This window comes from Streptomyces aidingensis, from assembly GCF_900112355.1.
Taxonomy (GTDB): Bacteria; Actinomycetota; Actinomycetes; order Streptomycetales; family Streptomycetaceae; genus Streptomyces; species Streptomyces aidingensis.
This window is the reverse complement of record NZ_FOLM01000027.1, coordinates 1-26606: the sequence shown is the minus strand read 5'-3', so window position 1 is coordinate 26606 and position 26606 is coordinate 1. Positions and strand designations below refer to the sequence as shown.

34 protein-coding genes are annotated in these 26606 nt (G+C 71.8%); 26 read left to right on the top strand and 8 right to left on the bottom strand.

Annotated elements, in window-relative coordinates; translation table 11 throughout:
• Positions 1-50 precede the first annotated feature (50 nt).
• On the bottom strand, positions 51-1376 hold the full coding sequence (locus BM242_RS28735) for a hypothetical protein (RefSeq protein WP_139238476.1): 1326 nt from the start codon (positions 1374-1376) through the stop codon (positions 51-53).
• A gap of 158 nt (positions 1377-1534) precedes the next feature.
• Here BM242_RS28735 and BM242_RS27280 point away from each other — a divergent pair, with 158 nt between their 5' ends.
• Positions 1535-2476, top strand: a complete 942-nt coding sequence (locus BM242_RS27280; RefSeq protein ID WP_175541606.1) for a replicative DNA helicase — start codon at positions 1535-1537, stop codon at positions 2474-2476.
• A 660-nt stretch (positions 2477-3136) separates the two neighbouring features.
• On the opposite strand, the gene BM242_RS27275 is transcribed toward BM242_RS27280, so the two are convergent.
• Both BM242_RS27275 and BM242_RS27270 read right to left on the bottom strand, forming a co-directional pair.
• Positions 3137-3967 carry a GntR family transcriptional regulator gene (locus tag BM242_RS27275; RefSeq protein WP_093841624.1) on the bottom strand — a complete coding sequence of 277 codons (831 nt, stop codon included), beginning with the start codon at positions 3965-3967 and terminating at the stop codon, positions 3137-3139.
• A 153-nt stretch (positions 3968-4120) separates the two neighbouring features.
• A complete protein-coding gene (locus BM242_RS27270) occupies positions 4121-4924 on the bottom strand; it encodes a GntR family transcriptional regulator (protein WP_093841623.1) in 804 nt (267 codons plus the stop codon).
• A 257-nt stretch (positions 4925-5181) separates the two neighbouring features.
• Between BM242_RS27270 and BM242_RS27265 the strand changes: the two genes are divergently transcribed.
• From BM242_RS27265 to BM242_RS27160, 23 genes are all read left to right on the top strand, one after another.
• A complete protein-coding gene (locus BM242_RS27265) occupies positions 5182-5958 on the top strand; it encodes a hypothetical protein (RefSeq protein WP_139238475.1) in 777 nt (258 codons plus the stop codon).
• Between the two features lie 130 nt (positions 5959-6088).
• Positions 6089-6268 (top strand): hypothetical protein, encoded by a 180-nt coding sequence (locus tag BM242_RS27260; protein WP_093841621.1) that lies wholly within the window; start codon positions 6089-6091, stop codon positions 6266-6268.
• A 15-nt stretch (positions 6269-6283) separates the two neighbouring features.
• Positions 6284-6565, top strand: a complete 282-nt coding sequence (locus BM242_RS27255) for a WhiB family transcriptional regulator (RefSeq protein ID WP_093841620.1) — start codon at positions 6284-6286, stop codon at positions 6563-6565.
• Positions 6566-6858: 293 nt separating this feature from the next.
• Positions 6859-7017, top strand: a complete 159-nt coding sequence (locus BM242_RS29735; protein ID WP_175541605.1) for a hypothetical protein — start codon at positions 6859-6861, stop codon at positions 7015-7017.
• Positions 7018-7303: 286 nt separating this feature from the next.
• Entirely contained in the window at positions 7304-7477 is a 174-nt protein-coding gene (locus BM242_RS29730) for a hypothetical protein (protein WP_175541604.1), read from the top strand.
• Positions 7474-9501 (top strand): DUF2637 domain-containing protein, encoded by a 2028-nt coding sequence (locus tag BM242_RS27245; RefSeq protein ID WP_093841618.1) that lies wholly within the window; start codon positions 7474-7476, stop codon positions 9499-9501. Before BM242_RS29730 ends, BM242_RS27245 begins: the two co-directional genes overlap by 4 nt.
• 129 nt (positions 9502-9630) lie before the next feature.
• Positions 9631-9918 (top strand): hypothetical protein, encoded by a 288-nt coding sequence (locus BM242_RS27240; RefSeq protein WP_139238474.1) that lies wholly within the window; start codon positions 9631-9633, stop codon positions 9916-9918.
• 170 nt (positions 9919-10088) lie between these two features.
• Positions 10089-10619, top strand: coding sequence for a hypothetical protein (locus tag BM242_RS27235; RefSeq protein ID WP_093841616.1), 531 nt, complete (start codon positions 10089-10091; stop codon positions 10617-10619).
• 163 nt (positions 10620-10782) lie between these two features.
• The gene (locus tag BM242_RS27230) at positions 10783-11073 is read left to right on the top strand and encodes a hypothetical protein (RefSeq protein ID WP_139238473.1); all 291 of its coding nucleotides are present in this window, start codon (positions 10783-10785) and stop codon (positions 11071-11073) included.
• A gap of 7 nt (positions 11074-11080) precedes the next feature.
• The gene (locus BM242_RS27225; RefSeq protein ID WP_093841614.1) at positions 11081-12715 is read left to right on the top strand and encodes a hypothetical protein; all 1635 of its coding nucleotides are present in this window, start codon (positions 11081-11083) and stop codon (positions 12713-12715) included.
• Positions 12715-14793: an FtsK/SpoIIIE domain-containing protein gene (locus BM242_RS27220; RefSeq protein ID WP_093841613.1), complete on the top strand. Its 2079-nt coding sequence runs from the start codon at positions 12715-12717 to the stop codon at positions 14791-14793. The genes BM242_RS27225 and BM242_RS27220 overlap by 1 nt, the downstream gene beginning before the upstream one ends.
• Before the next feature lie 304 nt (positions 14794-15097).
• On the top strand, positions 15098-15610 hold the full coding sequence (locus BM242_RS27215; RefSeq protein WP_093841612.1) for a hypothetical protein: 513 nt from the start codon (positions 15098-15100) through the stop codon (positions 15608-15610).
• Positions 15611-15852: 242 nt separating this feature from the next.
• The gene (locus tag BM242_RS27210; protein WP_093841642.1) at positions 15853-16131 is read left to right on the top strand and encodes a hypothetical protein; all 279 of its coding nucleotides are present in this window, start codon (positions 15853-15855) and stop codon (positions 16129-16131) included.
• Positions 16132-16187: 56 nt separating this feature from the next.
• The gene (locus BM242_RS27205) at positions 16188-16733 is read left to right on the top strand and encodes a hypothetical protein (protein ID WP_093841611.1); all 546 of its coding nucleotides are present in this window, start codon (positions 16188-16190) and stop codon (positions 16731-16733) included.
• Complete coding sequence (locus BM242_RS27200; protein ID WP_093841610.1) at positions 16730-17107, top strand: RRQRL motif-containing zinc-binding protein; 378 nt, start codon at positions 16730-16732, stop codon at positions 17105-17107. Before BM242_RS27205 ends, BM242_RS27200 begins: the two co-directional genes overlap by 4 nt.
• An 87-nt stretch (positions 17108-17194) precedes the next feature.
• Positions 17195-17485: a hypothetical protein gene (locus tag BM242_RS27195; RefSeq protein WP_139238472.1), complete on the top strand. Its 291-nt coding sequence runs from the start codon at positions 17195-17197 to the stop codon at positions 17483-17485.
• Positions 17485-18195, top strand: coding sequence for an Lsr2 family DNA-binding protein (locus BM242_RS27190; protein WP_093841608.1), 711 nt, complete (start codon positions 17485-17487; stop codon positions 18193-18195). The genes BM242_RS27195 and BM242_RS27190 overlap by 1 nt, the downstream gene beginning before the upstream one ends.
• A gap of 148 nt (positions 18196-18343) precedes the next feature.
• Complete coding sequence (locus tag BM242_RS27185; RefSeq protein WP_093841607.1) at positions 18344-18820, top strand: ASCH domain-containing protein; 477 nt, start codon at positions 18344-18346, stop codon at positions 18818-18820.
• Positions 18817-19308: a hypothetical protein gene (locus tag BM242_RS27180; RefSeq protein ID WP_093841606.1), complete on the top strand. Its 492-nt coding sequence runs from the start codon at positions 18817-18819 to the stop codon at positions 19306-19308. The genes BM242_RS27185 and BM242_RS27180 overlap by 4 nt, the downstream gene beginning before the upstream one ends.
• Before the next feature lie 141 nt (positions 19309-19449).
• Positions 19450-19659 (top strand): hypothetical protein, encoded by a 210-nt coding sequence (locus tag BM242_RS27175; RefSeq protein ID WP_245834563.1) that lies wholly within the window; start codon positions 19450-19452, stop codon positions 19657-19659.
• Positions 19660-19677: 18 nt separating this feature from the next.
• Positions 19678-19929 (top strand): hypothetical protein, encoded by a 252-nt coding sequence (locus BM242_RS29725; protein ID WP_093841605.1) that lies wholly within the window; start codon positions 19678-19680, stop codon positions 19927-19929.
• 335 nt (positions 19930-20264) lie between these two features.
• Positions 20265-20999: a ParA family protein gene (locus BM242_RS27165; protein WP_093841604.1), complete on the top strand. Its 735-nt coding sequence runs from the start codon at positions 20265-20267 to the stop codon at positions 20997-20999.
• Positions 20999-21952, top strand: coding sequence for a ParB/RepB/Spo0J family partition protein (locus BM242_RS27160; RefSeq protein ID WP_093841603.1), 954 nt, complete (start codon positions 20999-21001; stop codon positions 21950-21952). The genes BM242_RS27165 and BM242_RS27160 overlap by 1 nt, the downstream gene beginning before the upstream one ends.
• An 82-nt stretch (positions 21953-22034) precedes the next feature.
• Here the strand turns inward: BM242_RS27160 and BM242_RS27155 are convergent, their stop codons facing one another.
• The 3 genes from BM242_RS27155 to BM242_RS31000 all read right to left on the bottom strand — a co-directional run bounded on the left by BM242_RS27155 (position 22035) and on the right by BM242_RS31000 (position 24190).
• Positions 22035-23315, bottom strand: coding sequence for an AlbA family DNA-binding domain-containing protein (locus tag BM242_RS27155; RefSeq protein ID WP_093841640.1), 1281 nt, complete (start codon positions 23313-23315; stop codon positions 22035-22037).
• Between the two features lie 144 nt (positions 23316-23459).
• Entirely contained in the window at positions 23460-24059 is a 600-nt protein-coding gene (locus BM242_RS27150; protein ID WP_093841602.1) for a hypothetical protein, read from the bottom strand.
• Entirely contained in the window at positions 24056-24190 is a 135-nt protein-coding gene (locus BM242_RS31000; RefSeq protein WP_281254725.1) for a hypothetical protein, read from the bottom strand. The genes BM242_RS27150 and BM242_RS31000 overlap by 4 nt, the downstream gene beginning before the upstream one ends.
• A gap of 307 nt (positions 24191-24497) precedes the next feature.
• On the opposite strand from BM242_RS31000, the gene BM242_RS27140 reads away from it, so the two are divergent.
• Together BM242_RS27140 and BM242_RS27135 are read left to right on the top strand one after the other, a co-directional pair.
• Entirely contained in the window at positions 24498-24734 is a 237-nt protein-coding gene (locus BM242_RS27140; protein WP_093841601.1) for a hypothetical protein, read from the top strand.
• A 295-nt stretch (positions 24735-25029) separates the two neighbouring features.
• Positions 25030-25440 (top strand): hypothetical protein, encoded by a 411-nt coding sequence (locus tag BM242_RS27135; RefSeq protein ID WP_093841600.1) that lies wholly within the window; start codon positions 25030-25032, stop codon positions 25438-25440.
• Between the two features lie 444 nt (positions 25441-25884).
• Here BM242_RS27135 and BM242_RS27130 read toward each other — a convergent pair whose 3' ends face one another.
• Positions 25885-26142 carry a hypothetical protein gene (locus BM242_RS27130; protein WP_139238471.1) on the bottom strand — a complete coding sequence of 86 codons (258 nt, stop codon included), beginning with the start codon at positions 26140-26142 and terminating at the stop codon, positions 25885-25887.
• A gap of 161 nt (positions 26143-26303) precedes the next feature.
• On the bottom strand, positions 26304-26606 hold a 303-nt coding region (locus BM242_RS27125; protein ID WP_175541603.1), incomplete at its 5' end, for a helicase associated domain-containing protein.

The window sequence follows — 26606 nt, the reverse complement described above, 5'->3', positions numbered from 1 at the left end:
ATGGGGGATCACCGGGCCGCCTCTGTCGCGAGAGGCGGCCCCGCTTGCTTTCACGGCGTGATGGGGTCGTCGAGCAGTTGCTCCAGGTCCGCCAGGGCCTGCGCGCGCCGCTGCTCGAACGCGTCGGCCTCACGCCGCTGCGCCGCTTCACGGGCTTTCTGTCCCCGGGGGCGGCCCGGGTGCCGCGCACGGCCGCGCGTCCCCGGCGGCGGGGCGTCGAGCAGGCGCAGCCCTTCCTTGGCGGCCGCGATGGCCGCGGGGTCCATGTCCGGCTCTTCCTGCGGGTCGGGGGCGCCGCCGGAGCGGCACGGCACGCAGGACGCGGCCTCACGGTTCGGGTGGTACGGGCAGCGCTCGCCGGAAGAGCCGCCTGCGGTGGTGGCCGGCCGGACCGCGTCCCGGCGCTCCAGATCATCGATCCGGCCTTCGAGGAAGCTGCTGCGGCGGTGGATCTTCTCCGGCAGGTTCCCGGTCAGGTGGGCGGCCAGCTCGGGGGTGAGGTCCCAGCCCTGGGCGAGCGTGTGCGCGGCCAGCTTCGGCGCCAGGTTCTGAGCGGTTTTCAGCCCGCAGGCCCAGCCGCCGGGCAGCGTGGCGAGGAACTCCTCAGCGGCCGCGATCCGGTCCGCGTCCGGCACTGGCAGGCCCCGCTGCCCCTGGGGTCCCTGCGGCGTGCGTGCCGCAGGGGTGTGGCTGCTGCTGGAGGTGGAGGAGGTTTCCACCTCCACCTGGGGGGGTGTGGGGGGGGACGGGTTACCGCTTCCCGGAACGCCGTAAGCGGTCCGACCTGCGGGAATGCGGGGCTTCCCGCTTCCCGGAACGCCGTATCCGGCGTTCCCGTATCCGGCGTTCCGGGAAGCGGTCCGACCTGCGGTTTTATCGTTCTGTGACTTTCCGGCTTCTTCCGCTTCCGGCGTTCCGGGAAGCGGTCCGACCTGCGGCGATACAAGAGGCGACGCCGGGTCGTCTTCGGGAGACCATGGCTCCGGAGCGGGCATGTGATCCGGGTTGTAGGCCGGCTGCCGGTAGACCTCGTACCGCACCGAACCGAACTGGCCCGGCTTGCCGCCCTCCTCCACCCGACGCACGAACCCGGCCTTGATAAGCCGATTCACCGACTGGTAGACGGCGTCCCGCCCCACCAACTCCTTCGTGTTCTTCGCCGACCGGACCCCTTCGGCCTGCAAGCCGAGCCACAGATCCCTCACCGTGACCGGACGGTCCTCCTCCAGCGCGAACAGCATGTGCAGCAGAACCACGTAATCCAGGGCGTGCGTCAGGCCCGAGCCGAAGACCATGTGGCGCAGCACGGTGGTCGCCGGCGCCGGTTCCACGCCCCGGACGATCGCAGCGGTGTCCTCGAGGACGTGCTTGTTCACCACGTCACCTCCCGCAGTGCGGCGGGACGCGGCAGCCGGGGCCGGACTGCCCGGCCAGGGACAGGGGCGCCGTTGAGGACGCCACCGGGCAGCCCGGAATGGGGCATACTCGCCTCCCCGTACCTGGCTACCGAGCCGCCCTCCCGGAGGAAGACCCCATGGCGGAAACGCCCCCGGCCGCACCAGCCACCGACCTGCCGTCCCAGCGCACGGACGCCGAAGCCGAGGCGGATTACCTGGTCGCAGAACCGCTGCAAGACGTGATGGTGAGCGTGATCGACACACTTGAAGACCTGAGCAAGGAGCCCAGGCTGACCGGCCTGCCGACCGGCTTCACCGATCTGGACTCCCTCACCGGCGGCCTGCAGCCCGGCACCCTGACCGTCATCGCCTCCCGGCCGTCGGTTGGGCGCACAACCCTGCTGAGCGACATCTGCCGCCACGCGGCAATCCGCAATGCGGCCCCGACAGCCGTGTTCAGCCTGGAAGAAAGCCCCGAAGACTTCGCCAACCGCATCCTCGCCGCGCAGGCCCGGGTGCCCTTGTGGCACCTGCGTGGCGGCCGTCTGGACGACGACGGATGGGCGCGGCTGGCCCGGCACGCGAAGGAACTGGCGGAGGCACCGCTGCACATCTCCGCCCCGCCCTACATGACCACCGCCATGCTCTGCGCCGACGTCCACGAGCTCCACGAGGAGCACACCCTGCAGCTGGTGGCCGTCGACGGCATCCAGGACCTGTGGCCTGAGAAGCGCAATGACCTGCGGGAGCGGGAAGTGGGTGACGCAGTCCGCGACCTCAAGCGGCTCGCCCGGGAACTGCACATCCCCATCGTCGCCACGGCCCACCTCAACCGGCGCTCCGACCAGCGGTCCGACCGGGTGCCGGCCCTTGACGAGTTGCGCGAGTCCGGGGCGATCACCTTCGTCGCGGACGTCATCGTCCTGCTGCACCGTGAAGACGCCTACGACCGGCTGAGCCCTCGGGCCGGAGAGGCCGACCTCATCGTCGCTAAATACCGCCACGGCCCCACAGCAACCATCACGGTCGCCCACCAGGGTCACTACGGCCGGTTCGTCAACCTGCCGCCAGGCATGTGACCGGAGCCCGGCGGCGCGCCGGTCCCGGTGCGCGTGGCCGGCCTGGAGAATGCCGCTGTGAACGTCGCTGAACTTCATGGGGGCGACGCCGGCCCAGGTTGCCTGTGGGTAGCGTTTGCGCGCCCGGGCGCCGCTGGTGCCGTGCGGGGTGGTGGCAGTGGTGTCCCTCACACCTTGGCTAAGGCCGTGGGGGGCATCGTTTGTGACCGGCCGGGCCGGAGGGCTGGGCTGGGTGCGGGCGGAACCGCCCGCGGGCATGGAGAGGTGCATGCCCATAGAGGTGTGAGCCTGCCCGCCGGTGTGACCGCGGCGGCGGAAGAAGAAGTGTGCGGGTCCGGTCGCCGGGGGGCGGGGCGGCCGGGAGGTGCGTGGGTGTGACACAAACAGCTCCGGTGTGCTATGGAGCCGTGACGCACTGTGGTGAACCTGGTGAGGCGGTACCGCGTGGCGGGAATCCAGTGCTACCGGTCCCGCCAGGTGGTGTCTATCCTGTTGTCAGGTGACCGGGCCAGCGGGCCCGGCCCGATCGTCACCGCTAGGTGCATCACGACTCGGAAGGTTGGCGCCTGGGAGAGTCGTTCCGCGAGAGCCGCTCCTGTTCCAGCAGGGGCGGCTTCCGCTTTTACGGGGGCAGTGCGAGTGGCCCCGCCAGGATGCTAGTCACTCAATCTCCGAGGGCGGGGCCTTGTAGTAGTCGCTGGTGGCGGGATTGACGGGCCAGGCTGCGGACGGGCCGCGCAGAAGGGGGTAACCGACTGCGAACAGTGCAGCCGACATCCGGATGTCCTGGACTTCGACCACGCGGTCCGGGTCACCGGGCAACACGGTGACGCGTACAACCCGGAGCAGCGGTGTGCCCGCTGGCATCAGCAGGCTCTCGGCTTCTTCGGGGGACGGCATCCGCGCCGATGTCTCCTCCCGCCACTCCAGCGGTCGACCAGCCCATTCCTCAACCCGGTCATACATGCCGCCCATGCCCGTGTTGCCAGTCAGGGCCGGGACTTCTGCTGTCACCCATCCGGCGATCCAGGAGTCGGCGAGCTGCCGGTGCTCCTCCCGGTGCGGGTCACCGACCATTCGCCGACGCACCGTGAGTGGCGTACCGGCGGCGACGCCCAGAATCTCCGCGACGTCCGCAGGCGCCGGCAACTCGGTGACCCGGGTCCGCTCGCCGTCCGAGTGGGGCAGCGCACGCCAGTGCTGCACTTCCGGGCCCGAGTAGTAGCCGAGCTCGTCCCGCTCCACCTGCCGGTGCCGTACGGTCAGTCGGACTCGGTCGGGGTGCGGCCGGACGTAGACGCCGGAGCGTCTGCGGCTTTCCACCAGGCCCTCCCTGGTGAGTAGTTCGTAGGCCTTGCGCAGCGTGATGTCGCTGACCCCGTACTCCGTTGCGAGGTCGCGCATCAGAGGCAGAGCCTCCCCGGGCTGGTACTCACCTGACCTGATGCGGTCCCGGATGTCGCTTGCGATCTCTTCGTACCGTCTGGGCATCTTCTGCCCCCTCTCTCACCACTTCGTTCGACTAACGTATACGCCAAGCCTTGTCCTGTGAGTGCCTGGCGTATACGTTAGCTCTCGCTGATCGGTAACTCCAGCGTTGGGGCGCTGACTTCGAGCCTTAGGTGGTCTCGTATGACGTGGTTACTACTGCGGGTTGGCAGGCTGGACCGGCCACCGCGCCGATGTGGCGCGCTGGAGTCGGCTCACCAGTTCCACTCGGTCGCTGGGGATGATCCGGATCGTCACTTCGACCGGCTGCTCGGTCTGGGCCGAAGTGCCGACGATGACGGTCTCCAGCACGGGCAGCGCACTCGGGATGGCGAGCAGCTGCGCTTCCTCTTTTTCGGGGAGTCGGACACGGATCGTCTCTTCCCAGGTGATCGGCCCGTGGCCAGCCTCCTCAAGGCGGTCCAGGTACCCTCCGGGGCCCGTGTCGGGCTCCGCAGCCTGCGGCGCGCTGGCGACGGCCTCTGTCGAGATCCACGTGTCAACCAACTGGAACGGCGGTTCCCCGGCCGGGGACATGACCCGGCGGCGGCGCACGACCTCGGTGCCGGCCTCCAGCCCGAAGTGCTGGGCGACGATTGCCGGTGCCGGAACGCGCTTCGCGCTGGGGCGGCCGTGCGGTTCCCATACCTCGCCCGGGTGGGCAGCGGCGGGAAAGACGTACCCACGGGGTCCGCGGGTGATGGTGGTTCCTCGGGTGATACGGCGGCGCATGGGGGGCTCCAGCACGACGAATCCGATGCGTTTGACGCTCCTGACCAGGCCGGACGCCTCCAGAGACTTGTATGCCTGCCGCGCGGTCTCGGCTGCCACGCCGGCCTCCTCGGCGGCCTGCTTGATCTGCGGCAGCGTGGCACCGGGCGGGTAGTCGCCGGCCTCGATCCGGCGGCGCATTTCAGCAGCGAGGACTCGCCACTTGGGCCCCCTCGGGTCGTCGGTCATCGGCGCTCGTCTCTCTCACGGGTGGGCGTCTCGGATGATCAGTCTAGAACAGACCTAGGTTTTAGGTCGATCCCCCGATCCTCCGACGGCGTGTCAGAAGTAAACAAACCTAGGTTCTTGACAGCCCATCACAGAACGTGCTGTCATCATTGCGGGCAAAAAACCTAGGTTTCAACCCCGGGTTGACCTGCCTGTTCCACCGCTGACAGACAGCCGCTTCACGGCGGCCGGGCGATAGCACCACCAAATCTGCCCGGATGTCTGACCTGCGGCGCGGCGCGCTGCCCACCGCCCACGGCCCGGCTCTGCCCTGTGCCCTGGCCGGCGGAGAGCGCATCGACGCACCCACCCCACCCTCATCTCTCCGGCTGGAGGAACCGATGCCGCACGCCCCGACCACCACCGAGACGCCGAAGATGCCGAAGGCGCGGAAGCGCAAGCGGCGGACCAACACGAAGAACGTGAGCAGCCGCCCCGCGCTGCTGCTGTCTACTCTGCCGCTGGCCCACATCGACCTGCGGCCCGGCGCTGGTTGCATCGTGTGCCCGGACTGCTCCACCTGGGTCCCGATCACCGGCCTCCAGGGCGCCAACCCCAAGCTGGTCCCCCACCACCGGGGCACGGTCGGCACCGCCGACGCCCGCCGCTGCCTCGGCAGCAACCGCCGCGTGACGCTGGACCACAGCCGTCGGGCCTGGGAGGCCTGGCAGCGCCGGATGGAGTCCGGCTGTTCCCCCGCTTCCCGGCACGGCACCACGCTGGTGAAGCGGCCCGTTCCCTCCGCCCCGCCAGCCTCCCGCATCCGCGCCGCGACCTACGAGCAGCTGCTCGCCGCGCTCGTGCTGCACGACTCCGCGTGCCGGGCGTGCCAGCGGGCAGCCGAGGCCGAGGGCGGCGTCCGGATCGGCGGCGAGCGCGGCCGTGTCGCTCCGGGCGGCGCGGGTCGGCGGTGCGAGACCGGCTACACCCTCCACGCCCGCATGGCGGCCGCGCGGCGGACCGCCCGGGCCATCCGCCGCGCCACCGTGGCCTGACCCTCCCCGCAGCCCTGCGCTGCCCGCGCGCCTCCGGCCGCCGCCCGATCACCGGGCGGCGGCCGGAGGCGTTTCGGGGGACGCAGGACTCCCACCCACCACCCCTCAACTCCTCACAGTCGAGGAAGACATGGCGATTCCGACTCCGGCGCAGTTCCGCGCCGCCCACGGCGACCCCCGCACTTGGACGGCCGCCGACCACGACACCTTCACCGTCCTCGCCCTCTGCCACCAGCCGCAGCCGGGCGCCGCCACCACCGCCGTTCCGAGCACGACGCCCGCCCCGGCGCCGCCCGGACGGGCGGCCTGACCACCGAGGAGACCGATGAGCACGAGCAACGACTGGCGGCACCTCGCCGCCTGCGCCGCAGAGGCGGACCCGGAGCTGTTCTTCCCGATCGGCGACGCCGGCCCGGCTCTGCTGCAGATCGAGGAGGCCAAGGCTGTGTGCCGACGCTGCCCCGTGCAGAAGCAGTGCCTGGCCTGGGCGCTGGAGACCCGGCAGGAGCACGGCGTGTGGGGCGGGCTGTCGGAGGACGAGCGCCGCAAGGCCGCCCGCCGCGCCGCCCGCCGCCGCACCAAGACCGCCGCCGCGAAAGCGGCCTGACCGCACAAAGAAGAGGCGGCCCCCGGACTGGACCTCCGGAGGGCCGCCGCGATCACCAGAAAGGCAATCACCAGTGGCCTTCATCATCGCATCCCGTAGTGGCGGTGGCCAGAGCCACCCCCGCCGCCAGCACCCTTCCCAGCCTGACGAGGCCCTGCGCCGCGCCCGCGGCGCGGACCGTCTGGGCGGGCCAGTGCCCCCGGCGCAGCCCCCGGCCGAGCCGGTCAAGCTGCCCCTGCCGCGCCGGAAGCCCGGCGGGACCAACCCGGCTCCGGGGAAGGGAGGTGCCGGCCGTGGCTGACACCTCCGCTGCCCAGGGGCAGGAAACGCCCAGCAGCACCGGCACCGGCACCGGCACGGTGACCGTGCCGGCCCAGCTGCCGAGCTGGAGGTGCTGGATCTGCGGCAGCACTGTGCCCTACGGCGTCCCGCGCTGCCCGAACCGGCACTGACACCTCCACTCACTGACACCTCCACTCGCCGCGCGGCCCCGCCACCGGACCCCGAGTCCGGTGGCGGGGCCGCCGGTTCTCCCGCCCCACCCGGCCCGGCCCCGGCCGGGTGGGGCCGGAGAGCCGACTCCCGGATCGGTGTCTCCACTTCGGAACGCAGAAGAGGCCCCAGGCCCGGGGCCTCTTCTGCTGGCGCGACCGCTGTAGAGGAGCGAATCGCTATGCCCAACGCTACCGGCATTTTCCGCCTGGGAGGTGGCTCGTGACCACGGCCCCGCCTCCCCGGATGACCAAGACCACGATCACCGGGCGCGACACCGAACCGGACGACGACACCTACGTTCGTCTGCCGGACCGGTCGCTGCCGGCCGCCGTGATCGCCCTGACTCGCCTGGCCGCCGGCCTGGCCCTCACCCGTTCCTCGACCTCCACCGACACCGGTAGGGAGACCAGGCCATGACCGCCCCGCCCGACACGCTCACCGATCACAAGGAACAGCACACCACTGCCTCGCCGGCTCTCCCGGCCGGGCAGGACGAGCCGCCACGCACGGAGCCCGCCCCGGCCTGCGCACCCGAACCGGGCATGCCGGGCGTGCTGGGCGATGACGCGGACGTCCAGCAGCTGGCCGCCCCCACCCGTACCGCTCCCGTACGGGAGTTGGAGAAGTGGGAGAAGTGGCTGGTTGCGCTTGGGGTGGTGCTGGGCACCGGCGTCGCTACCCTCGGGCTGATCTCCAGCTACCAGGCGCTGGAGGCCAAGGCCGCCGCCTCGCCCGCCGTCGGTGGCTGGGGCTGGGAATGGCCCTGGCTGCTCCCGGTCGGCGTGGACCTGTCCATCTTGGCCTTCTCCATCGTGAACCTGCTGCTCGTACGGTTTGACCGGCCGCTGTGGTGGGTCAAGTGGGTGCCGCGCGGCGGCACCGCGGTGACGGTCTACCTCAACTGGGAAGCGGCGTCCTCGCTGCCCTCGCAGGTCGGGCACGCCGTCCTCGCCTCGCTGTGGGTTGTCTTCTCCGAGATCGCCGCTCACCTGTACGCCGCGCACATCGGCGCGGCAGGCGGCCGGCGCCGCACGGAGAAGGTCCCGCTCTCGCGGTGGCTGCTGGCCCCCATCTCCACGCCTCGGATCGCCCGCCGGATGCGGCTGTGGTCCATGACCTACCGGGAGGCGCTGGAGCAGGACCGGCAGCTGCGGATCTACCGGGAGCGGCTGCGGCAGCGCTACGCCGAGGGCGACTCGTCCTGGAAGAAGGCGGCTGCCCCGGACGAGATGCTGCCGTTCAGCCTGGCCCGGTTGGGCTTCACCGTGGACCGTGCGCTGTGGGTGCCGCTGCTGGAGGACGTCCGGGAGCAGCAGCGCGAAGGCCGCGCCGCTCTGCGCAGGGCGGAGGCCGCCGTTCAGAAGGTCCGCGCTGATGTTCAGATCCGGGACGCGGAGATTCAAGCCGAGCTGGACCGCATTCAAGCCGAGGGTCGGCTGGAACTCGCCCGGCGGGCCGCCAAGGCCGAAGCCGAGGCAGAGATTCAGCGGCAGCAGGCCGACGTTCAACGTCGCCAGGCGGAGATTCAGGCTGAGGCCCGGCGTGTTCAGGAGGAGGCCGACGCCCATTCAAAGCGGCTGGAGGAGGAGGCCGGGCGTCGCCGTGCGGAGGCCGCACGGGCGGAGGAGAAGGCCGCTCTGGAGGCGGATCTGGAGCGGTCCCGGCTGCTCGCGCAGAAGGAGGCCGTCGAGCGGCGCCGGGCCGAGGAGGCCGCCCGTGCGGAGGCCGAAGCCCGCGCCGAGGAGGAGAAGCAGCGTCTTGACCTGCAAGGACAGGCCCGTATGCGGGAGCTGGAGCTGAAGCGGAAGGAGGCGGAACTCCGTGCGTCGCAGGAGGAGCAGCGGCTGAAGCTGGAGGCTGAGAAGCGGCGCCAGGCTCTGGCGGCTGAGGCGGAACAGCACGAGCTGGAGGCTGAAGCCGAGGCCCGGGCCCAGGCCGCTGCCGCCAAGCACCGGGAGGAAGCCGCCCGCGCGAAGCGGCAGGCGCAGGAGCACGAGGCCGCCGCGGCGAAGGCCGCCGAAGCCAAGGCTGAACACCTGCGGCGGGAGGCTGAACACCGGCGTCGCGAAGCTGAACACGCCGCCGCCGCCCTGCGTGTCCAGCAGGAGAAGGAGGTCTCCGAGCGCCAGGCCCGCGAGCAGCAGGCCGCCGCCGAGCGGCGCCTGGCTGAACACGCTGCCGCCACCGCTGAACACCGGCGCCGGGCCGCTGAACTCGAAGCCCGGGCGGTTGAACTCGCAGCACGGGCCCGGATGACCCAGGTCGACTGGGACACCCACCGGGTCGCCGCGATGATCCGCGCCGCCGGCGGCGAGCAGAACGTCAAGGTCGGCGACATCGCCGCCCACCTCGGGGTCTCCACCGGCACCGCCCACGACCGCAAGCAGCGCGCCCTCGAACTCCTCCAGCAGGAGCAGGCCGCGCACTCGCAGGCCGCCTGACCTGCAGTCCTCCGTCCTGGCACCGCACGGTCGTCCCCGGCCGCCTGGCAGCACCTCCCTGCCCGGTGTCCGGGGACTGGCCGCGGCCACCAGGCCGTGCCCCACACCCCTTGTGAACTGGGAGTTTCCATGCGCACTGCCGCCATTACGCTCTCTGCCCCTGTCTCCCCGGCCTGGCAGCCGCCCTGGCCCGCCGGAGTCGTGCTCCGCTTCCTCACCGTCGGCGGCGCCACGGTCGACGTCACCGGCGACGGCGACGAGCAGTCGGAAAACCACCGGTGGACCTGCTCCGGATGCCTGGACACCGGCCCGTACAAGGGCATGGACGCCTACCTGTGCGAGACCCGCAAGGGCGCCAACCAGCACGCCACCACCTGCCGGGCCCTTCCCCGCCCGGCCGCCCCAGACCAGCGCTGACCTGCGCAAACCGGTCCTGACAGTCAGCTGACTGTCAGGACCGGGATCTGACAGTCACGCCCCCCGACGACCGAACCCATCACCTCGCAACCCGGCCGCGCAGCTCCCCCACTGCGCAGCCGGACCCGTCTCCCCTTCTCCATCGGCCCCCGTCAGGAGGAACCTCCGCGATGACCAACACCACCACCACGCATCCCACCGTCGCCACCGACTCCGGCGAGGCCGCCGAGGACGTGCCGAACCTGGGCGCGCACCGCGCTGCGGAACTGCTCACCGACCGGTTCGGCATCAACGTCGACCCGGACATCCTGATCGAGCTGGCCCGGACCGGCCTGATCCCCACCGCCGGCACCTACAAGGGCCACCAGCTCTACAACGGCCAGGCGCTGGCCGCGTTCACCGACCGGGACGCCCTGGAACGCGCCTGCGACGTCGGCCGTCTCCTCACCCGCGACCAGGCCGCCGCCCACCTGCGCATCCGCACCTGCGACATCGCCCACCTGGTCCGCTCCGGCCGCCTCACCCCGGCCACATACGTGTGCAGCTCCCAGCAGCCCCGCAGCTGGGGCCCGCAGGTCCCGCTGTACCGGGCCGGTGACCTGGAGGAGCTGCTGGCCGCGCCCGGCATCGACTGGGAGGCGGTGCGGGCCACCCCGGCCGGCCGCCGCTCGCCGCTGGCCGCGCTGCCCACCCGCACCTGACCCGATCTCTGACCAGCCCGGACGCTCGGTGCCGCCCGGTACCCGCCCCTGCCCTGCCCGTCGTTCGCGGCCAGCGGGGGCGGGCACCGCAGGCGGCCACAGCCCGCCCGGCCGAACCCGGCACCACCCCACCGTCCCTTGAACTCCGCGAAGGAGGCCCCCGTTGTACGGCATGTTCCACCTCCGCCTGCTGGACACCGTCGTGCACGCCGCCGCCAGTACCGCCCGGATCGCCCGGACGGTGCTGGCCGTGGCGCTGCACCCCACCCGCTGGCGGCCCACCGACCTGTACGCCGCGGCGCAGACCGCGCCCCTGTACGCGCAGCACGCCCTGATCGACCAGGCCGCCGACGCCGCCGACCACAGCGACACCGAGGTGGAGCTGGTCGCCGCCCGCGCCTGGCCCTGGCTCGGAGGCCGCTACGTCTACACCGACCCCGGCGACGACGGGTGAGCCGGCCGTGGACCAGCCCGACCACCGGGAGACCACCGTGCGGGTCTTCGGCACCGAACGCACGATCCGCACCGAGCAGGCCGGGGCCATCCGCACCACCCGCCAGCTGGAGGCCGCGCACACCAAGAACGTGCAGGCCGCGCTGCGCGAGATGTACGCGGCCGTCCCCGACCAGCAGAAACAGACCCGCAAGCAGGAGCTGCTCGCACAGGCCGAGGAGCACCGCAAGGGCGGCGTCAAGGGCAACGACCCCGTGACCGCCCGCTACGACTGGGAGCTCCTGGACGCCGCGACCGTACTGGAGATGACCGCGGAGTCCATCGGCAGGCACCGGTTCGCCCCGCCGACGACGGCGGCCAACAGCTACGCCACCGCCCGCCGCAAGCCGCCGAAGCCCCGGCCGCTGCCGCTGGAGGAGCTGTTCGCCTCCCTGCCGGACGACGGCAGCGTCACCTACGAGCACATCCCGGACGTCCCCGCTCTGCCGGAACCGGCCGAACCGGAACCGGAGGCCGGGGCGCAGCCCGAACAGGACTCCACACCCGAAGACTTCACCCCCGGGCCGGAGCCGCCGCCTTCTGCGGCCGTCGAGCCGCCCAAGCCCCGGTTGCTACCGGAGCCGGACACCGAGCCCGCCCCGGCTGCTGCGCTCGACCGGCCTGCTGCGCCGGAGCCGGAGCCTGCCGAAGTCCCGGAGCCCGAGCCTGCGCTGGCGCCGGTGCCCGTTCCCGGACCGCCGCTCGCCGAAGACGTCGGCCGGCCTGCGTCGCGGCCGGTGCCGACCGCCCGTATGCCGGACCCGCGCACCCGCACCGACCTGCTGTTTTCCCACGCCTCAACATCCCCGAAGGGACCCACCATGACGACTCCCCCGCGCTCCAACGGCAGCACTCCGCCGCCTCCGCGTACCGGCCCGGACCCGCGCACCGCCGCGGGCTTCGGCCCGCCCGGATCCGGCCCGTACGCCCCGCACCGGCCCTACGCCTCCACCGGCGCCGACCGCCGCTGGCAGGACCCCGACTTCCAGGAGCCGGGTCCGGGCGGCCCGTACGGCGCGCCGCCCAACGCCGGTGCGGGGACCGCCCCGCCGCGGCCCGACTCCGGTGCCGGCACCGGCGGTGGCCGGTCGCGCACCACCAACAAGACGTCGAACCGCACCATGAACGTCAACATCGGCGGCGGCGGGCGCGGTTCCGGTGGCGGCAACAACGACGGCAACAACGACGGGGGGCAGGCCACTGCCGGGTCCGGTACCGATGGCCGGCACCACCAGGGCGACGCGATGATCGCCCGCATCGAGCGGATCGAGCTGCGCAGCAACCGCGATGTGCTGGCCCTGGCCAAGGCGATCAACCACTTGGGCAGGGAGTTGCACCTGATCCTCGGCATGCGTGCCGAGGAGCTCCAGGCCACGCTCGGCCAGTACAAGGGCCGCTGGTTCACCTTCGGCGCCGGGTCCAAGGTGCGTGCCCGCCTGGTCGCCGCCCACCTCAAGGTGAGCGCGGAGGCGGCCAAGGCCCTCGGGGTCGGCGCGCTGAAGATGGCCCACGCCTTCGACCGGCACTTCGTCAAGCCCGAACAGGAGGCCCGGCGGCAGCCGAAGAAGCCCGCCCGGCCGCAGTTCACGATCGGAGACGACTGATGGCAGCCAAGAAGAACACCCTGGTCAAGAGGACCCAGGCCCAGGTCGCGACCACCGCGAAGGCGCAGGGCCGCGGCCTGGTGGACCGGATCGCGCCCTACCTGCCGCCGTGGCTGGCCGCCGCCGCGCTGCCCCCGGCCCTCGGTGCCGCCGCGCACGAGCTGTGGAATGACAGCGCGACCGAGACCGGCCTGGCCTGCGCCTCCCTCGGCCTGGGCGGCGTGGCCCTGTCCGCCGTGGCCTGGCACGTCGCCGGTGGCTCCACCCGCTTTCGCCGGATCCGCCGGACCCAGGCCGTGGCCAGCACTGCCGCCGCTTCCGGGTGGCTGACCATCGCCACGGCCGCCGGCCCTTTCACCCCCGGCGTGCTGGACACCTGGCTGATCGGCGGTGCCCTGTTCGCCGCGTCGTGGAACGTGCGCCAGCTCCTCGGGGTCGCCCCGGCCGGGGACGACGGCGAGCAGCAGCCGGGCGAGGCCGGCGGCTGGGCCAAGCTGGCCGGCGCCATCGGCCTGGAGAAGACCAAGGTGACCAAGGTCAAGGGCACCGACAAGGGCGTGGTCACCGCCCAGCTGGAGGTCACCGGCGGGCAGACCGTCGAGGACGCCCAGGCCGCCGCCGGCCGCCTGGCCGCCGCCGCGCACGTCCCGCCCTCGGGGGTGACCATCACCAAGGACACCGACAACGCGGCGCTCGCGCACCTGAAGGTGCGGGTGGCGGACATGCTCAAGGACGGCGTGCCGTTCACCGCTCCCGCCTTCCTTGGGCAGTTGCCGACCGCCCCGATCCCGGTCGGCCTGTACGCCGACGGCGAGCCGGTGCTCATCGACCCGTTCTCCGGGTCGATCCTGCAGCACCTGCTGGTCATGGGCGTCACCGGCGCGGGCAAGTCCGAGTTCGCCCGCACGGTTTTGGCCCACCTGGCGTGCCGGCGGCGGCTCAGCATCATGCTGGTGGACCTGGCCAAGGGGCGGCAGACCGTCGGGCACATCAAGGACGGCATCGACTACCTCATCCAGGACAAGAAGGAGGCCAAGCGGTTCCTGCGCACCCTGCCCGGCGCCATCAAGGCCCGCGGCGACCACCTCGGTGAGGAGGGCCTGGACCAGTGGACCCCGGACTCCAGCCTCAACGCGATCGTGGTGTGGCTGGAGGAGGCCGCTGACCTGGCCGATTTCGAGGAGCTGGACCAGATCGCCCGCGCCGCCCGCAGCGTGGGGATCTGGCTGGTGGTCAGCCTCCAGCGCGCCACCTGGACCAACATGAGCACGGACGTGCGCGCCAACCTCCAGGCCACCGCCTGCTTCGGCGTCAACGACGCCGCAGACGCCGGGTTCTGCCTGCCCGACCGGGTGGTCGAGGCCGGTGCCGTCCCGGACTGGGGCTCGGACCGGCCCGGCTACGCCTACGCCACCGGCATGGGCATCCCGCCCGAGCGGTGGACCACCGAATGGCGCGGTGCGCTGACCGACCGGGACGTGCTGTCCGCCCTGGTGGCCGCCGCCGCTTGCGTGCGCGACCCGCTCGACGCCGTGACCGCCGAAGCCCTCGGGCAGGCATACGCCCAGCGCGAGCACCGCGGCACCAACCGCACCACCGTCCCGACCAGCCCGGCGGTGCCGGCCGCCGCGCCTTCGCGGGAGCAGCCCATGCCCCAGCCCACCACCCCCGACCTCACCGACGAGGACCAGGCGGCCGAGCGCGAGGCGTTCACCGCCGCCTACGAGGAGACCATGAGCACCCTGCCCCCCGACCCCGAACCCGACGCGCCCTACGCCCACCTGCGGCTGGAGGACGACGTCCCCGACGCCGACCCGGACACCTCCCTGGCGTTCGAGCAGACCGCCCGGGCCTCCACCGAGGAGGCCCGGCACATGCTGTACACCGAACTCGACACCTGGGCCCGCACCGGGCGGCTGGAGTTCGAGCCCGCCGACCTGATCCCGACCGCCGTGGCGGCCGGCCGCAAGCGGCCCTGGCTCCAGGGCGAACTCAAGCGGCTCGTGGAGGCCGGGGTGCTCCACAGGACCGGGCACGGCGAATACACCATCGTCCAATCCCCCCTCGTGCCCGCGTAAGGCGGTCACCCACAGTAGCGGCCAAAGTCAGGGTGATCAGCCCTGACTTTGACTGTCACCAGGCGCGGGGGCCTAAAGAGAAGTCACATGACAACGGCCTGACAACCCCGACTGACACCCCTCTCGGGGCACTGTGACACCCCGCCTGACACCCTCTGACAATCACCCAACGTAATCACTTCGCGGACCCTCGGGCCGCCGGAAGCACCCCGCTTCCGGCGGCCCGACGGCTTCCCAGACCGCCCCCGCACGCCGTGCGGGGCGGCCCGGACCGCCTCGTCCCCGACCTTCGGAAGGACCATCCATGCAGCCCGTCCCCTACACCGGTGAACAGCCGACCCCCGAGAGCACCGAGCCGGTGACCCTCGCCCGCATCGATACCCCGGCCGCCCCCGGCTACCCGGTGCCGCTGACCGGCCAGACCCCAGCCGCCGTCCAGCCCTCGGGCGAGCCGGTGGTGTTCGTGCCCGACGCCTGGGGCCGCATGGTCCCCATGCCCCGCAGCCAGGTCCCCGCCCTGCCCGAGCCCACCCCGCCCCGGGACCTCACCCCGGGCCCGCTGATCGACCCCCGCGCCCAGATCACCCTCGCCGCCGGCATCGGCGCCGGAGCCGGACTCGGCTGGGGCATCGGCCAGGCCGCCGCCGGCATCGCCGCCATCAGCGGCAGCAGCGCCGTCCTCGTCCTCGCCGCCCTGCTCCTCCTCGCCAAGGCACCCCGCAGCAGCAAGGGCGGCAAGGCCAGCCCGCTCCCCGGCACCGAGGTGCACTTCCACCGCGGCTCCCGGGTACGGGTGCGCCACCTGCACAACGGCTGACCGGCGCCCGGCCCGCGCCGCCGGACACCACACCTGCGCGGGTGCGGGGCCGGAGGCGGGCCGGGCGGCAAGCACCGCCTGTTCAGACCACCCCGAGAGAGTTCACCGTGTTCCGAATCATCCGCACGACGCGGCTCGCCGAGCTGCGGCGCACTCAAGCGCTTGGCACAGGAGCACTCCGAGAGGTGCCGGGCCGTCGAAACCGCCAGCACCCGCCGGGCGGCTCTGCTCTCGTGACCGGCATGCGTTCGCGCACCGTCCTGCTGCTCGCGGCCGTCGTCCCGGTGGGGGCCGTGGCCGCCGCTGTCGCGCTCAAGGCTGGCTCCTGGCAGCTGAGCGTCTCCCGGTACGCCATCCGCCTCTCCCCCACTCCCCGCCGCACCTGCCCGGACTGCAAGGGCGAGGGCGGCTGGTGGTCCGAGGGGCCGTACCCGGACGGCGAGATGTGCTGGTGCTGGGACCGCACGCAGCACACCCTGCGACTCCGGCCGCTCCCGGCGTACGACGAGATCCCCTTCTGACTCAGCTCCCCTAAGAAGAAGAAGCCCGCTCCCCTAGAAGAAGAAGAGAGCACTTCATGACCCACACCCATGACCAGACCGGTCCGGCCGGGCCGATCGCGCCGCGCACCCGCCGGACCGTCACCCGCGTCCTGCGCATCGCGGCCCGCACCACCGCGCCGATCGCCGCCGCCGTGATGATCGCGGCTCTGCTCGACATCGTGGCCCCGGCCGCAAGCCCGCTGACGCTGACCTCCCGCGATCAGATGATGCTGACGGCGCTGGCCGCCTACGGCGCCCACTTCGCCGGGCGCGCGTACCTGACAAGCGCGGCCGACTGGATCGACCCGGACGCCCACGACGGAGACCGCGACGCCGACCTGGCCGCCGACGCGCTCGTGCGCATCGCTGAGGACCTGCGCGCCGGAGCCGATCCCGACCATGTCGCCGCGGCGCTGCGGGAGTACCAGGTGCTGCCCGCCGCCGCGGCCGTCCTCACCCAGCTCTCCGACCGGTACCGGCACGACGGCCGGACGGAGCTCGCCTACGCCGCGCTGGAGGCCGCCGACCGCACCGGCCAGGCCGCCGCCATGCTCGATGACGCTGCCCCGGACGGGCGATGAATCGCGGGTTCCCGACCTACGACTGGAAGGCCGCACCGGAAGGGCTGGTCACCCGCCGTCAGCTGCGGGCGAGGGGCCTGAGCCCGGGCGGCCACGGACCGGTCGCGCAGCTGCGCTGCCGCAAGTGCCTGGCCCGCCCGGGCCGTACCTGCACCCGCATGGCCTGGCTGTACCGGGCCGACCTCGCCCGGCCCAAGCGCGTCCCGACGCCCGCTCAACGCCGGGCGCTGGAGCGGGCGATGGACGCCCGCCGCACCTGCCCGCTCTGCCGGATCCGCTACGAGTTCTGTCTGCCGCTGCGCACTCTCGGCTCCTGCTGGCCCTGCGCGGACCCGCACCCGGCCACCGCACGCTCTCAGGCTCTCGCGGCCTGAGCCCCCGGGACAGCCGGACCTGCTTCCCGGCAACTGCCGGCTGTCCCGGGCCTCCCATCCCGCCATCACGAGACGGAGTACCCAAGTATGACTCGCAAGCCCCATCGCCGTTCCCGGCGCCGGGCCGCCGCCGCCTTGCCTCCCGCTCCGGCCCGGCGCCGTGCCGCAGCCGCCATGCACACCGTGCACCGCGCCGCCCACCGCCCGGTCCTCCCGCCCTACGGCTGCACCCCCTGCGGGGTGAGGTGGGCCGGAGGCGAGGCGGATTGCTGGTGCTGCGGCAGCCCGGCCTCCATCGCCCCGGCCCGGCCCGCCGCAGCGCTGCACCGCCTGCTGGCCGCGCCGCCCACCGCAGCGCCCGCCCGGGTGGCGGCGTGATGCCCGAGGCGATCCTCGCGGCGGCCGAGACGATCCCGCTGCCCCGGCCCGCGCCGGCCTGGGTCACCGCCGCAGCCTCCCGCACCGTCGCCCGCCAGGCGGCCGACAAGGACGACCTGGCCGCGCTGCTGGCCGCCCTCGGGCTGCCCGCCGGCGAGGACGACATCACCGCCCTGCTGCCCCTCCTGCCAACCACCTCCGGCCCCGAAGACCAGGACGACCACAAGGAGGAAGACCCCGACATGGCCGAAGAAGCCACCACCACCGAGCCCACCGCTCCGGCGCTGCCGGTCCCCGCCGACAGCATCGAGCAGCTGCTCGCGTGGGCCGACACGCACCCCACCGCCGGCATCCGCAGCCGCGCCGCCCGCATCCGGGACGGCCTGGCCCGTCTTGCCCAGGAGCGCGACAAGGAACAGGCCGTGGCCGATGCTGAGGCCGCTGTCGCCCGGCTGCGCGCCCAGCTCGCCAAAGCGGAGAAAGAGCTGCGTCAGGCCAAGCAGAGCAGCCGCCCGGCCGCAGGGTCGGCACCGGCCACCGTCCCGGACGTCGGCACCTCCACCGAGCTGTCCCGTGAGGAGCGGGACCGCATCCGGGCGTGGGCACGCGCCAACGGCCACCGGGTCGCCGACCGCGGCCTCATCCCCGCCGCCGTCGTCCAGGCGTACCGGGCCGCCCACCCCGGCGGCGAGTACACCACCGCCAGCTGACGAAAACCCCGGCCTGATGGCCGCCTGTCCACCCAGCGCCGGGCGGGGTCACCGGCCCGGCGCTTCTCTTCACCAACCCAACGGGCGCGCCCCGTCGCTGCCAGGCGATGAACGGGGCGCGCCCTATCTCTCTAGGAGACAGTCCGAGATGATCACACGCCGCGAGTTGGCCGCAACCGCCGCCGCACTGCGCAACCCCGAGGAGCTGGTCCGGGCGCTGACTTTTCAGCAGCCGTGGGCGGCTTCCGTGGCCTGGCACTTCAAGGATGTCGAGAACAGGAGCTGGCCCGCCCCGCACACCGACGTGCTCACCCTCGTCCACGCCGCCAAAACCGTCGACCGGGCCGCCATGCGGCAGGTGCCGTCCGACACGCCGGGCCTGGACGTGCGCGGCGCCGTCGTCGCGGTCACCCGCGTGACCGGCTGCCACCGCAACACCCGCTGCCAAGGACAGTGCACCCCGTGGGCGATGCCCGAGGCGCGGTGGCACTGGGAGCTGTCCGGCACCCTGCCGCTGGCCGAGCCGGTCCCCGTCGCTGGCGCGCAGCGCATGTGGATCCCCGGCACCGAGCTGCGCACCCGCGTCGCCACCGCCCTCAACCAGCGTGCGGGGGAGGCCCGGTGACCGGCCGGTGGACCCGCGATGCCGCCCGCCTCTACGCATCCGGCCGCGCCCCGGAAGAGATCGCCACCAGGCTGTGCACCGACGAGCACACGGCTCTCGCCCTTGCCCGGAGCGGCATGCTGCCCCTGGCCGTGGAGCGCCTGGAGCAGCTGCTCGGCGACGAAGCAGCGGCAGACGACTGGATCGACGCCCGCGTCGCCGACTACGTGGAGCAGGACCTGCTGGACCCGGACGCGGCGCTGATGGTCATCGCCCTCGCCGTCTGCGCCCACGACGCCCTGGTCCTGGCCCGACCGGGCCAGCAGTGGACCGTACGGCCCGAATGCGCCGGCGACCCGGCCCTGCCCCAGGCCCTCACCCTCACCGCCCGGACCGGCCCCCAGGCCGAAGCCCGCGGCAGCGACGGCCGGGACGGCGAGATCGACCTCTACCTCCTGACCACCTACTACCGGCTGGCCGCCTGGCACCACGAGGGCCAGGAGGTCTGACGTGCTGTACGTCGATGACCTCATCGACTACGGGCACGCCGCGGTGGAGCGCGGCCTGCCCGCCCGCCGCTGGTGCCACCTCACCGCGGACACCGAGCCCGAGCTGCACACCGCCGCGAATCCGCCGCGACCGCCGCTGCGGTGCCGCCGCTGCTGGTGTGGCGCGACCCCCGCCATTTCGACCACCGCGGCGACCGGCCGTGCGCGCTGTGCGGCACACCCACACCGCTGCGCAGCCACCAGGGCGAGCCAGCGCACAAGGTCTGCGCCGAAGCCTGGCTCGCCGACCACCCCGACAGCACCCGCTTCGTCTCCGACACCCCCACCCGACCCCAGCGCACCCACGCCTGAGAAGAAGGAGAACCCGCCATGGCACGCCTGACCATCCGCGTCGTCGGCGAACACGACGACGACGACCGCACCGAGTGCACCCACAAAGTCACCTCCGTCGGCAAACCCAAGGAAGCCGGCTGCACCGGCCGCACCGCCTACAGCGCCCGCTGCTCCTGCGGATGGCGGTCCGCCCCCATGCTCCGCACCCTCGCCAACGAAGCCCGCGACCGGCACCGCCGCGACCACGCCACCAAGCCCACCCCGGCCGAAGCCGGAGCCGCCCGCTGACCACCCCGCAAGCTGGCCGGTACTCATCCTCGCAACCCTCAGCCGAGCCCGGCTTCCCCGACGCCCACCAGGCGCTGGGGAAGCCGGGCTTTTTGCGTTCTTGGGCCGGTCAGCGCTGGGTGCCGGTCGCCACAGCGGAGCCCGTCATCTGCTCCATGTTTTACGGCCGTAAAACATGGAGCCTGCCGCCCGGCGAGGGCAGCGCCGCCCCCGGCGGGTTTTACGGCCGTAGAACCCGCCGGCGACACGGACGTCGCCTGCCCGCTGCGGCTGCCCCTCTGGAATGATGCCTCCAGCCGAAGTACCGAACTTTCGGGAAGCACTCGGAGAACCACATGTCCTACATCACGGTCGTCATCAACCAGAAGGGCGGCATCGGCAAGTCGATGATCGCCGTTCAGCTCGCGGCGGTCTACGCCGAGATACTGGCCAACGGCGACGCAGACCCCACCGTGGCGGTCGTCTCCATCGACCCCCAGGGCACCAGCATCGAATGGGCCGAGAAGATCGAGAAGGCAGGGCGGGAAGTCCCGTTCCGCGTCCTTGACGCCAGCAACAACATCGCCAACCTGCGACGGCTCCGCAAGGCCAAAGCCGACATCGTCATAGTGGACACCCCCGGCTTCCTCCCCCTCGCGGAGGACGGCGAGAGCATCGACCCCCTCGGCGACGGCCCCGTCGGTGACGCACTGCGGGCGGTCCTCGACATCGCCGACGACGTCATCGTGCCGCTGGAGCCCGACCCAGCCGGCTTCAACCCAACCCGGACCACGATCGAGAAGGTCATCAAGCCACGGGACCTGCCCTACGGCGTGGTCATCAGCAACTGGGAACCCCGCGACGGCAAGCTCGACCTGGAACGCACCCAGAACATGGTGCTCAAGCGTGAGTGGAACCTCTACAACTCCACCATCCGTCACTTCCGCCTCCACGCCCGCGCCATCGCCGACGGGTTGGTCTGCACCCAGTACCAGTCCAGCCACACCGCCACCAAGGCCAAGCAGGACTTCCTCGCCCTCGCCCTCGAGCACCAACTACGCCGCCAGCAGAACGCAGCGAGGGCCGTGTGATGGCAGCCCAGAGCCGCAACACCTTCGACGACTTCTTCGACGACGACGAGGACACCCCCGTTGTCGACACCAAGCCCGACGGCCGGCTCCTCCGCGTCCCGCTGAACCGGATCGCGGCCAACCTGGTCAACCCGCGCGAGAACTTCGGCACCGCAGAAGAACTGGAAGATCTCGGCAAAAGCCTGAAGCGGCGGCAGATCCAGGCTCTCCCCGTGGTGACCCGCAAGGCGTACCTCAAGCTCTGGCCCGACCACGCCGACCAGGTCGGCAACGTGGACGTCGTCATCGTCAGCGGAGAGCGCCGCTACCGGGCCGCTCAAACCGTGGGGCTACCCGCCCTTGAGTGCGTGATCAACGACGACGTCGCCAAGGACCACAGCACCTTCCTCGACGCCGTCGTCTCCGAGAACATCGACCGCGCAAACTTCGACCCCATCGAAGAAGCCCGAGCAGTCGACGCACTGGTCAAAGCCTTCGGCACAGGACGCGCGGTCGCACAGCACTACGAGAGGGCCGACGGCTGGGTCTCGCAACGCCGCATCCTCCTGGCGCTTGCACCGGCAGTCCAGACCATGGTCCGCCGCAGGGAACTGCCACTCGAACCCGCCCGCAAGCTCGGCAAGCTCGTCAAGGACCACAAATGGACCGAGGAGCAGCAACTCGACTGGTGGGCGACTGAGCAGGGCCAGCGGAAAGCCGCAGTAGCACAGCGCAAGGCGGAGAAGAAGGCCGCAGCCCCACCGCATGCCTCCTCCGGCAGCAAGGGCCGGAAACCGGAGCCGAGCACCAAGGCGCCAGCGGCGCCCGAACCCCCCGCCACGGACGCGGCTACGCCCGACGCCATCCCATGGGATGACCCGGCGGCCGTGGTGCGTATCTCCAAGGAACGCATGACGCCGGAAGACTTCCAGACAGCGGCCAAGCTCTGGCAGCAGCAGGCGGAACTCGGCTGAGCATTTAGACCCCGAGGGCGGGCGGCACACGCTAGGTGTGCCGCCCGCCCTGCACTTTCCTGGAGTTGCGGCGGGGCGCGGCCTAGATCCAGTGCTCGATGCCGAACTGGTGGATCACGCCACCGGCCAGTTCCTCCGCCATGCTGCACAGGTCGCCTGGGTTGTCGGCCCGGGGGAGCGTGAGCGAGGCAGGCAAGAACCGGGGAGGCCGCCGGGCGTACTCGGGGATCGTCTCCGAGAAGTCGTCGGGAGCGATCGCGGTGTAGGGGTCGGGCCTGTCGGACCGGACAGTGGCAGTGACATCGGCGGCGCTGTCGTCACGCAGCGCCTGCCGGAACGCCGCAGCGAGGGCTACGGCGTCGCGGGCAGCTGCTGCCGTCGCCGGGATGTGTACGGGGAGCTGGACGTGGACCTCGCCGCGGATCCGTTGCAGCGCGTCCCACGACAGGTTGGTCGCATAGACCAAGGTGCCGTCGTCGTGGAGTTCCACCAGCATGGGCCGGCGATTGCGCCGGTCTGCCGTGGTCAGCATGTTGCTTACGACCCAGCGCCGTAGGCCCACCCTGGGCGTTACGCCGTCGAGGCCGTCCAGGAAGCTGGGCATGGACCGGGTGGGCAAGCGGCGCCATCCGGAGGAGATGCCAGCGGCTCGCTGCAAGGTGTTCCGCACTTCCTCCGGTGTCAGCCGGGGGAGTGTCGGTGGGAGGGGCTGCTGAAGTCGGGAGGCGACAACTAGCCATGCGGCTTTCGGGTCCGCACCCAGGCAGACCTCCGAGGCGTACGCCAGGTGCTGCTGAAGCTCGCTGTCGGCGGCTGCCTGGCGGGCGAATCGGTCCCGGTAGGCACGGGCGACGAGGTGCTCAGGCATCCACACCGTGTCGCGGCCGACGCGGTATGGCGCGTTGAAGGTGACCCGATCCTTGTCCTTCTGCTCCCACCCGTACTGGAAGTGGGGAGCCGTCCTGCTTGGCGCCACGTCCACGACGAGAACGTCAGGCCCTCCGCCGGCCGGGTTGGGCAGCGGAATGATGTCGACTTCGGAGATATAGGGCTGGATACCGTTGCGCAAGGTGTCGAGCATCTGCTTCTCGTTGACCGTGCTGAGGTCCACCCCGACCAGCTCTATGCTGTCGCTGACTCCGTAGATGAGCAGCCCGCCACGGGTGTTGGCCATCGCCGCAACGTCCTTGGCGAACTCGTTCCACTTCCCCCGCACAGGGATGAAGGCGGGAAGCTCCTCCTTCCAATCCAGGTCGTCGCTCTCCTCCAAGAGGTTCCCGACGGCCTGCTCCACCATCTCGTAAACGATCTTTCCCGGCGATCTTCCGAGGTGTTCGTGAAGCCGGGTCCATGTGCGCGCCATCCTGGAACCGTAGGCCGACTTGCGCCCGGTCTCCATGGAGTTTGCCTGGCTGAATGTCCAGGTCCCTGACCCGCCGGAGATCCTCCGCGTTGTCGATGCAGGGTTCGCTCCAGGTTGTGCCCGCCAGTTGGCCCCGGCCCGTGGTCAGGGAATGACGGCGGGGCACCAGCTTGCGATGGCGGGGTCGACCTGGTCGTGGGCGATGTCGCAGACGAAGCCGGGGTCGATGTTCGGTGCGTGGGGTAGGTCGCCGGCCGGGTCGGGCTGCTCGTTCCGCTGGTCGGCATGGGATTGCGGAGCCGGCCGCCCGGTGCCTTCCCTCGGCATTTCCGGCGTGGTGTGCAGCTGTTGGTTGCGGGGTTCCGGGTGGCTCGTCCCGGGGTAGCCGCTGTTCCGGCGCTGGGCTCCGTCCTCGGCGCGGCGGCCCCGGTCTGCGGGGCCAGCCTCCTGCGCTGCCGGGCCAGGGGCCTGGTCCGGCTCGGTGGCGGCGGGGCTTGGTGGGGTGAGGTCTTCGTCCGGGGGCGGTGTCGGCCAGGGGTCGGGCTGCTGCTCCTGGTGCTCGTTCTCCCGCTGAGGGCCGGGTTCTTTGGCCTCACCGCTGCTGTCGGTTGTGGTGGTCGCTGCCGCTGAGAGGTCGGGGTGGTCGGCGGCGGGTGGCTGGCTGCAGCCGGTCGCCGGAACCAGGGCCAGGACGGCAAGGGCGGTGGCGGCCAGTGCGGCGGTGCGGTGTCGGCGGCTGGTCATGCCGGGCTGGCGGTAGTCGTCTTGCCCCGGGCGGGGTGCGGGATGGTGCCGCCGTCCGGCCGCCGGGCTGTGTGGCCGGTGATGGCGCCATCGGTGTTGTACAGCTCCCGCTCGGCCGGGGTGAGGGTCATCTCGACGGGGATGCCGAGGCGGCCTGCGTTTTTGATGAGGTATTTGCCGCGGCCGGGGTGGGGCCGGTCGGTTTCCCAGGACTCGGGAGCGGACCAGGAGGCGACCAGTTCGCGTTCGCGGCCGGTGAGGGCGCGCCGCGCTGCCCGAACACCGGCGCGCCGACTTCGACGCCGCGATCAACATCGCCACCGTGCACGAGATCCATGCCGTGATGCGGCACTGGATGTTCGAAGCCGTCCCCGACCCGGCCGCGGATGCCGCCATGGACCGCCTGGCCGCCGAAGAAGCCGAGAGGCGCCGCGCCGCGTGACCTACCGCATCGCCTACGCACCGCCCGCCGATGACGCCCTGCGCAAGATGACCGACCGCGCCACGTTCGAGGCCGCCATGGCCGCCACCATCGCCAAGGACCCCTACGGCCACGGCTCCACCCCGGTGGCCAGGGACCGCGACCGGCGCGAGGCCACCGTCGCCGGCGCGCTGATCCGCTACATCGTCTCCGGCACCGTGCTCACCGTCACCGTGGTCCGCCTCATCTACTGACCCGTGGCTCTGGTCACGTCCCGGAGCAGCGTTTCGACACCGTCGACCGGTTGCCGGTGGCGGATGGAGGGCAATGACGCCTGCCAGCGTCGGCGCCCAGGAGTGCCACGGGCAGCCGCTGCGCCTTCAGACGGAGTGCCAGGCCGCCGGCCCCCGGCCTCGGCCGCATAGGCACATACATACGGCAGTTCACCTCATTGCCTGGAAGATCTGGTTGTGGGATGTGCTGTAGAGCGGAGTGCGGCGACACTTCCTCTCTGTCCCACCTTCTTCCCGACAAAGGAGTTGGTTCGGTATGCGCAGCATGCGTGCTCGCGTCATCGCGCTCGCCGCAGCGGCCATGATGGTGCTTCCTGCGAGTCTCACCATGGGTGTTCCCGCCGCTCACGCAAGTGTGGAACGGGTCTTCGAGTGCACCCTTCTGACTGGCTTGGACCCCAATGATATTCGTCGAGTGAACCGCCTCTTCGTGCACGAATTGGGAGGTCCGATCGGGGGAACCGACTGCTACCGCGTAGGGTCTCCGGTTCAACTGGAGATGACCATTTACGAGGAATTCATCATCAGGAGCCTCACCGACAAGAAGCGGTCCTACCGCTGTACCTACCTCCCGAACGACTACCTCCACGAAACTGGCTTCGTGGCGAAGTCGATTTTCAAAGGAGGCACAGTCGTCGGTTACTACTGCAGGTGGTACGTGCTGTAAAGGTGTTTCTGTGCCTGAGCCCGGAGGCCATACCCATTCGCCTGTCAGCGGCCCCAGCCGCGGGACACCCTGCTGCCCCGCCCGGGCTGGCTGAGGGCCCCCGGGGGTGCCCGGCAGCGGGGGTCTGCCGGGCACCCCCGGGAGGCGAGGGGAGGTGCGCCCGGGCGAGGGGATGAATCCGGGCGTGCCAGAACTCTAGTACCAGTCGGCTGTTTTGCACACGACTGTACGCAACTGGTGTCAACACCCTGCACCGGACACCCTCGCCCCGGGCCGCGCTGGAGTGCCCGTTCGGCCGGTCGGGGCCTGCGCCTGGCCGCGAGGACGGGAATCCTGGAAGCCATGAGCGATACGTCAGGACCGGGGCCGCAGTGCCCGCCGTGGTGTGTGGCAGACCACCGGCCGGAGCAGGCCGGCGCGGCCGTCGACGGCTACATGCACCGCTCAGCCCCGCACACCGTGCACCTGCCCGCCCACCCCGAACTCCCTGCGGAACGCCAGCGCCGCCTGTACCTGGACGTCATCGCTTTCCAGCACCTGGGAGACAGCCTCGCCGGGGGCGTCGCGGAGTTCTTCGGCGGCCTGGACGACGTCCTGCTGCAGCAGCTCGGGCAGCTCGCGCCAGTGCGCGGCCAGGTGGTCCAGGCGCGCGGTGTCCCCCGGCTGCGGCTCCGGGAGGCCGTGGTCGTCGTGGTCGGTCACCCGGCCCAGTATCCGCAACCGGTCCCGGCCGCGGGCCGGTTCCGGCAAACCGCCCCGCCAGCCGGTCCCGGTGCACCAGGATGGAGTGGCCGGCGGTTCCGCGAATGCCGGGAGCCCTGGCCCCAGCTGGCCCGGGGCTGCCAGGAACAGCGCTTGCCGGGTCATTCCCATTGGATGCCGAGTTCGTTGAGTTGTGCGGCGCGCTGCGGGGTGAGCGTCCCCCGCCTGCTCTTGACGTTGGAGATCCACACACCGAGTTTCACGGGCATCAGGTCCTGGTCCTGTTTCCCGCCGCCGGCCGCGCCCCTGGCCTCGGTGGTCGGGTCGGCGGGGGCGTGCTCGATGTGCCCGCGGGGGACGGTCAGATGCCCTTCCCGGGCGAGGTAGCGCCTGGCGGCTTCCAGGCCGCGTTGCCAGGCGAGTTCGCGGGCGCTGGGCCGACTGGGCTGCCCGGCCTGGGGGCG